The organism is Kitasatospora sp. NPDC059408 (genome assembly GCF_042751525.1).
In the GTDB taxonomy this organism is placed as follows: domain Bacteria; phylum Actinomycetota; class Actinomycetes; order Streptomycetales; family Streptomycetaceae; genus Kitasatospora.
This window is the reverse complement of sequence record NZ_JBHYWI010000027.1, coordinates 27,328-34,071: the sequence shown is the minus strand read 5'-3', so window position 1 is coordinate 34,071 and position 6,744 is coordinate 27,328. Positions and strand designations below refer to the sequence as shown.

Genomic DNA, 6,744 nt, shown 5'->3' with positions numbered 1-6,744 from the left:
CCTGTGGGTCCCCGCCCGGGAGGGGGGCCCCCCGGGCGGGGGGACTTCGCCCCCCCCGCGGGGGGGGGGGGGCCCTGTGGCGCCCCCCCCCTCCCCCCCCCAGCCCCCCCGCCTCCTGTTCAGGCCGTACGGGACTTCCACGTCCCGTACCGCCTGTGATCATGGGGGGGTCAGTTGGCCGGTTCGGCCTCCGGCTTGTCGACGATGGCCGAGGTGAGGACGGCCGAGGCGTACTCGTAGCCCTTGCCGTTGCCGGCGCCCGGGGACGGGGTGCCGGCGGGCGGGAGGCCGTCGGGGCCGGCGGGCGGGAGGTCGGCGAGGAGGACCTCGTGCACGCCGAGGAAGGCGCCGGTGGTCTTGTCGAAGACCAGGGCCACGCGCATGGTGCCGTTGGTGCCGACCACCGCGACGCCGTGGCGGCCGGCCGCGTCCGCCTCGTCGGCGACGACGGCCGTGCCCGGGATCTTCGCGGCCGCCTCCATGAGCGCGGCGGCGACGGCGGGCGGCGCCGCGATGTTCTGGAAGATCATCTGGACGTCCCCGAAGGCGAACTGGTTGTACAGCTTCGGCGTCATCGGCATGCCCGACACCATCTTGGAGCGGTCGGCGGAGAGCAGTTGCTGCAGGAGCTGCTGCGGGTCGGTGGGCAGGGAGGCGACGAACTCGTAGGTCGGGGCGGAGAAGCCCGCCGTTCGCGGGGCCCCGGAGGAGGTCGAGAGCATGGCGGGCCAGTCGGTCCGTCCGCCGCCCATCGTCGGGTCCAGGATCAGGCCCTGGGACCTGCCGTCGACCGACATCCACGACTTGCGCTCGTGCTTGGTCTCGCGGGCGCCGTCCTGGATCTCGCGCCGGTAGACGAACTGGGCGCCCTTGGCGCCGGGGTCGGGGCTGCTCGCGGCGGCCTTCGCGGCGCGGGCGAGCAGGCCCGCGGGGTCGGTCGGCTCCGGGAGCGGGGTGGCGGTGGGGCTGGGGGCGGACGAGGCCGGGGCCGCCGGGGCGGCGTCGCCGTGGTGGCGGTCCGGGATGGCCAGGGTGACGGCCGCCAGCGCGCCGACCGCCAGTGGGGAGGCGACCAGCCACACCAGCCTGCGCCGCGGCTTCGGTGCCTTCGTCTCGGCGGCGATCTCACTCATCAGGTGCTCCTTCAGAAACCGTTGGCGGTCGGCGGGGAGCAGCTCGGGCGAGTTGTTCGGCGAGTTGTTCATCGGATTTCCTCCTGCAACTCCTGCGACTCGTGCGACTCGTGCGACTCCTGCAACTCCCGCAGCGACCGGGCGGCTTCGAAGCCGCCGACCCGTACCTGTCCGGTGGCGGGAGCGGGTTCCCGGCGGTTTGCCGGTTCGTTGAGCTTGGTCTCGGCGAGGGTGCGCAGCCGGGTGCGTGCCCGGGACAGGCGCGAGCGGACGGTGCCGACCGGGACGCCGAGGGCCTCGGCGGCCGAGGCGTAGTCGAGCCCGACCCACACGCAGAGGCGGAACACTTCGCGTTCGGACCGGCGTAGTTCTGGCAACGCGCGGCGTACGGCGGCGAGTTGGGCGCTGTCGTCGATGCGGGAGACGAGTTCTTCGGCGAAGTCCGGTACGGCCTCGCGTTCGGCGAGGCGGGCCATCGCGGCGCGGTGGCGGCGGGCGGCGCGGGCGGTGTTGCGCAGGACGTTGGTGGCGATGCCGAAGATCCAGGGGCGCAGGTCGTCGTCGCCGTCGTGCAGTTTGGCGCGCAGGCGCCAGGCCTCCAGGAAGGTCAGCGACACCGCGTCCTCGGCGGCCGCCCAGTCTCCGAGGGTGCGCAGCGCGTAGCCGTACACGGCTTGGGCGTGTGCGTCGAAGACCTCGCCGAGCGCGGCCTGGTCGCCGGCGCGCAGGCGCGCTCGTTGTGACAGTTCCATGTCCCTCCCTGTCCGCGGGCTGCGCGGGGTTCCGTGTGAGCCGCGTCACGCGCGTGTGGCCGGCGGGGGCTCGGCGTCGATTCTCCGGTGGTGCTGCGGAAGTTTCGGAAATCGGGGACCTCGGGTGCGGGCGGGACGGGGTCGTGCGGGGGTGTGCGGGAGGCATGGGTGGGCGTCGGGGATGGGTCGCGGGTGGTTGGGCGGGGCGGGTGTGGACGGTGCTTCCGGCGGCCTTGCAGGCCTTCACCGTATGCGGTCTGACCTGGTGTTTTCTCGGATTTATCCTAGGGTGGGGGGCTCGGTCGGACACCTTCGGAGGGGGACATCGTGAGTGACGACGCCAGTGGGTACAACGCCGCGAGCATCAAGGTTCTGGAGTGGCCGGAGGCGGTGCGGAGGCGGCCCGGGATGTATGTCGGCTCGACCTGCGAGCGGGGGCTGCACCAGTTGGTGTACGAGGTCCTCGACCGGCCGGTGGGCGAGGTCCTGGCCGGGCTCGCGCGGCGCATCGACGTCACGCTGACGGCCGACGGCGGTGTGCGGGTCTCGGACGACGGGCCGGGCCTCGCCGTCGAGAGCGGTGAGGGCGGTGGGGGCGCTGGGGGCGGTGGGGATGGCCGTGTCCCGGGGCTCGAAGTCGAGCTGACCCGCGTGGGATCCTGGGTGGTGCCCGGTGTCCGGCCGTTCATGGGGGCCGGCCTGTTCGGGACGGGGCTCGCCGTGGTCAACGCCCTGTCGGGCCGGTTGACGGCCGAGGTGCGGCGCGAGGGGGTGCTGTGGCGTCAGGAGTACGCGTGCGGCGTCGCCCTCGCCCCGCCCTCCCCGGTGGGCCGGGCGGCCGGGAGCGGGACCACCATCGCGTTCTGGCCCGACGCCGGGATCTTCGGCCCGGCCCGCTGCTCGTTCGACGACCTCGCCGGGCATTTCACACAACTGGCCTTCCTGAACGCCGGGTTGGACCTCACGCTGACCGACGGGCGCGACCCGTCCGCTCCGCGGTCGCTGCGGGCCCACTTCCCGGGCGGCGTGCGGGACTTCGTGGCGTTCCTCGACGAAGGGACGGCGCCCGTGCACCCGGAGGTCATCGCCTTCGAGCGCGAGGATCCGCGGATGGCGGGGAGCGTGGAGGTGGCGCTGCGCTGGTCCGCCTCCCGGGAGGAGCGGGTGCGGGGCTTCGCCAACAGCCGCTCCACGGCCGGCGGCGGCACGCACGTGGAAGGGTTCCGCGACGGGGTGGCGGCCGCGGTCACCGCGTACGCGCGCCGGCGGGGTCTGCGGGCGGTGGCCGGTCCAGGTCTCGGCGCCGACCGGGTCTGTGCCGGCCTGACGGCGGTCGTGTCGGTGAAGCTGGATCACCCCGAGTTCGAGGGCTCCGTACGGGACGTGCTGGGCAACGCCGCCGTGCGGGCGTGCGTCGAGGAGGCCGTCCGGGAGCACCTCGGCGCGTGGCTGGAGGCGCACCCAGGGCCGGCCGCGGCCATAGGCGAGCGGGCCTTCGGGGGCCGTCGCGCGGACGACGAGGCGAGTGCGTGAGGGCGCCCGGTAGGGCCGACCGTATGAACTTGAACGGCAGCGCAGGACGCCCCGGCAAGCGCGGCCAGACGGCGGAGCCTCGCGGTCATAGGTGCCGTCGCGGTCTCCGCCGCAATGGTCGTCACCGCGACTCCGGCCAGCGCCACGACCGAGTTCAGCGGCGGCGTCTGCTGCACCTACCAGACCACGATCTACGTGACTCCTCCCCCACGTGGACGCGGGGGCTTCTCGCTATGCCGGTGCGGCTTCGCGACGGGCCAGCCCGGCCCGTAGGACGTTGACGGCTGCCACCGTGTCGGCGTGTGCCCGGTGGCCGCAGCCGGTGCAGTGGAAGACCGCCTGTGCGGGCCGGTTCTCCTTGGCGGTGTGCCTGCATCGGAGGCACTGGCGGGAGGTGTTGCGGGGGTTCACGGCCATCACTTCCCGTCCGGCGCATTCTGCCTTGGCGGTGAGGATCGTCAGGAACACCCCCCAACCGGCATCCGAGATCGACTTGTTGAGTCCAGCCTTGGCCGCAGCCCCATTGGGCAGGAAGCCGCCTGATCGCGCGGGGTCGGGCTTCGGGGCCGGGGCACGGAGCATGTTGCGGATCCTGAGATCCTCGTGCGCGATGAAGTCGTGTTCGCGCACGAGGGCGAGTGCGGTCTTGTGGGCGTGATCCAGGCGTCGGCGGCGGACCTTGCGGTGCAGCCCGGCCACGGTCTCCGCGGCCTTGCGGCGGCGCTTGCTGCCGCGCTTGCACCGGGACAGGGCTTGCTGCGCCGCTACGAGCTTCGCGGCGGCTTTCGCTCCGTGGCGGGGGTTGGGCACGAAGTCACCATTGGAGTCGGCGAGGAAGCTGGCTATGCCCAGGTCGATGCCGATGACGCTGCCGGTCCGCGGCAGGGGTTCGGGCCGGGCCTGTTCGGCGGTGAGGATCACATACCAGCGGCGGCCCTCCCGCGTGACCGAGACCGTCTTGACCTTGCCGACGACCGGCCGGTGCTGGTGCACCCTGACATGGCCAATGCCCTGCAGCCGTACCCGGGTGACGGGGTCGTGCGGGGTGGAGTCCCAACGGCAGCCGTCGCCGTCCTTCGGCCATTCCACGGTGTCGAACCGCTTGTCGGAGCGGAAGCGCGGATAGCCGGGCTTGTCGCCGGTCTTGACCCGGCGGAAGAACGCGACGAACGCCTTGTCCAGGCGGCGCAGGGTGGCCTGCTGCGAGCTGAACGACCAGCGGCCCTGACACTCGGGATCGAAGGCCCGGATGTCCTTGAGCTGAGCCGACTGATCGCCGTAGCGGACCGTGGTCTTCGAGACATGCCGGTACGCGTCGCGACGTTCCTGCAGCGCCGCGTTGTACAGCGAGCAGTGATCACGCAGCATCCCGGCCAGCGAACCCTGCTGGCCCACGGTGGGCCGCAGAAGGAACTTGTACGCCCGGATCACCCGGCCCACCCCCTTTTCGGCAACTCGGGGTCAACATAGTGCAGGGCACTGACAATGCAGCGAACTCCGCCGCGGTACGGTCCGGGCCGGAGATCCGGAACCTGGTCCTCTACTGCAGCAGCAACGGCCAACCGAAGTGGGCCTCCAGGACGGCCATCCCCAACACCATCTGGGTGACCGACACGTACGGCAATCCCCTGTGGGCGTCGAACACCTACCACGCCTGTCCGGGCTCCGAGGGCTACTGGGGCTGACCCGGCCGGTCGGCCGTTGACAGGGGCGCCGTCACCTCGCGGTTCGAGGTGGCGGCGCCCCTGTGCGTCCGGCGGGTCAGCGGACGGTGGGCAGCAGGTCGTCGGTGGTCTGGGCGGGGCGCAGGAGTTCGAAGTGCACGGTGCCGTCGGGGTCGACGGTGAAGCCGTGGACGGCGGGTTCGGGCAGGCTGTTGTACTGGAAGTGGGTGGTCGCGTAGTACGCGCCGGTGTCGAGGAGGGCGACGAGGTCGCCGGGTTCCAGGAGGGGCAGCGGCCGGGCGCGGGCGACGAGGTCGCCGGCGAAGCAGCAGGGGCCGGCGATGTCCTGGGGGACGGGGTCGCCGTGCTTGGCGGCGCCGGAGGGGTGGTGGGCGGTGATGCGCAGCGGCCAGGCTTCGGGCATGAAGACGGTGCGGGTGGCGACCTGGGCGCCGGCGTGGGTGAGGGCGATGTGCCGGCCGCCGGCGGTCTTGGTGTACTCGACGTGGGCGGCGATGAAGCCGTTCTTGGCGAGCAGGGAGCGGCCGAACTCGGTGACCACCCGGAATCCGCCGCCGAACAGGGCGGGGGCGTGGGCGCGCAGCCGCTCCGCGTAGGCGGCGTAGGTGGGGTCGGTGGTGTCGTCGGTGAAGTTGACGGGCAGTCCGCCGCCGATGTCGATGCCGGTGATCCGGCGTCGTCCGAGTGCGTCGTTGACGTGTTCGGCGAAGGCGACGGCCTTGGCGACGCCGTCGGCCATGAGGTCCGGCGGGCAGCCCTGGGAGCCGACGTGGACGTGGATCCAGGTGAGCCAGGGGTGTGCGCGGTAGGCGGCGAGGAGGCGTTCGGCGTTGCCGTCGTCGGCGAGCGGGATGCCGAACTTGGAGGTGGCGGTGGCGGTGGACATCGCGCCGATCGTGCCGCCGCCGATCTGCGGGTTGATCCTGATGCCGAGGCGGGAGCGGGAGGGGCGGGTGCGCAGGAGGGCGTCGACGCGGTCGAGTTCCTGCCAGTTGTCGATGTTGACCGCGGCGCCGAGTTCCAGGGCCCGGGCGAGTTCGCCGCGGGTCTTGGCCGGGGAGTCGTAGACGATCCGCGCGGGGTCGAAGCCGGCCGCGAGCGCCTGGGCGAACTCGCCGGGGCTGGCGACCTCGCAGCCCATGCCGAGGTGGCGCAGCCGTTCGAGGAGCGGGACGAGGCAGTTGGCCTTGGCCGCGAAGGTGTGCAGCGCGTGGACGGAGTCGGGGAAGGCCCGGTGCAGGGCGGTGACGCTCGCCTCGACGCCGTCGAGGTCGACGAAAGCGGCGAGCAGGGCCTGTTCGGGGTCGAGGAGTTTGCGCTGGACGGCTTCCCGCAGGACGCGTTCGCGGCGGGCGGCCGAGGGGTGGTCGGGTGACTGTCGGGTGGTCATGGTGCCCTGCTCCGCTGGGTGTCGTCGGTGGGGCCCGGGAGGGTTCGCGGGGGCCTGGGTCCAGGCTGCCGGGCGCCGGGGGGCCGTGTCTTCGTCCCACGGCGCGGATGTGCGGGGTGCGGGCCGTGTCGTGGCCGGGGGCGGCGGGCGGGCGGGGCCCCCGTAAGTTCGGGGGGGCGGCGTGTGGGCGGGTTAGACGGGCTCCGGGACGGGAAACCCGCGGGCCGGCGCAGCGCCGCCCGGCCCCCATC

General features: G+C 73.0%; 6 protein-coding genes. 2 read left to right on the top strand and 4 right to left on the bottom strand.

All coding sequences use genetic code 11. The annotated features are described in order from the left end of the window. Positions 1-170: 170 nt before the first annotated feature. Positions 171-1,205, bottom strand: coding sequence for a CU044_5270 family protein (locus tag ACFXDE_RS19545; RefSeq protein WP_380495872.1), 1,035 nt, complete (start codon positions 1,203-1,205; stop codon positions 171-173). Beyond that, positions 1,202-1,885, bottom strand: coding sequence for an RNA polymerase sigma factor (locus tag ACFXDE_RS19540; protein ID WP_380495870.1), 684 nt, complete (start codon positions 1,883-1,885; stop codon positions 1,202-1,204). Before ACFXDE_RS19540 ends, ACFXDE_RS19545 begins: the two co-directional genes overlap by 4 nt. 327 nt (positions 1,886-2,212) lie before the next feature. On the opposite strand from ACFXDE_RS19540, the gene ACFXDE_RS19535 reads away from it, so the two are divergent. Then, positions 2,213-3,418: a DNA gyrase subunit B gene (locus ACFXDE_RS19535; RefSeq protein ID WP_380495868.1), complete on the top strand. Its 1,206-nt coding sequence runs from the start codon at positions 2,213-2,215 to the stop codon at positions 3,416-3,418. 231 nt (positions 3,419-3,649) lie between these two features. Here ACFXDE_RS19535 and ACFXDE_RS19530 read toward each other — a convergent pair whose 3' ends face one another. Then, positions 3,650-4,849: an RNA-guided endonuclease InsQ/TnpB family protein gene (locus ACFXDE_RS19530; RefSeq protein ID WP_380495865.1), complete on the bottom strand. Its 1,200-nt coding sequence runs from the start codon at positions 4,847-4,849 to the stop codon at positions 3,650-3,652. A gap of 38 nt (positions 4,850-4,887) precedes the next feature. Between ACFXDE_RS19530 and ACFXDE_RS19525 the strand changes: the two genes are divergently transcribed. Next, positions 4,888-5,103, top strand: a complete 216-nt coding sequence (locus ACFXDE_RS19525; protein ID WP_380495863.1) for a hypothetical protein — start codon at positions 4,888-4,890, stop codon at positions 5,101-5,103. Positions 5,104-5,179: 76 nt separating this feature from the next. Here the strand turns inward: ACFXDE_RS19525 and ACFXDE_RS19520 are convergent, their stop codons facing one another. Next, a complete protein-coding gene (locus ACFXDE_RS19520) occupies positions 5,180-6,493 on the bottom strand; it encodes a diaminopimelate decarboxylase (RefSeq protein WP_380440374.1) in 1,314 nt (437 codons plus the stop codon). Between the last annotated feature and the right edge of the window lie 251 nt (positions 6,494-6,744).

Coding starts and splice junctions, on each gene's coding strand:
- ACFXDE_RS19545 (WP_380495872.1), bottom strand. CDS start 1,205: ATGAACAACTCGCCGAACAACTCGCCCGAGCTGCTCCCCGCCGACCGC.
- ACFXDE_RS19540 (WP_380495870.1), bottom strand. CDS start 1,885: ATGGAACTGTCACAACGAGCGCGCCTGCGCGCCGGCGACCAGGCCGCG.
- ACFXDE_RS19520 (WP_380440374.1), bottom strand. CDS start 6,493: ATGACCACCCGACAGTCACCCGACCACCCCTCGGCCGCCCGCCGCGAA.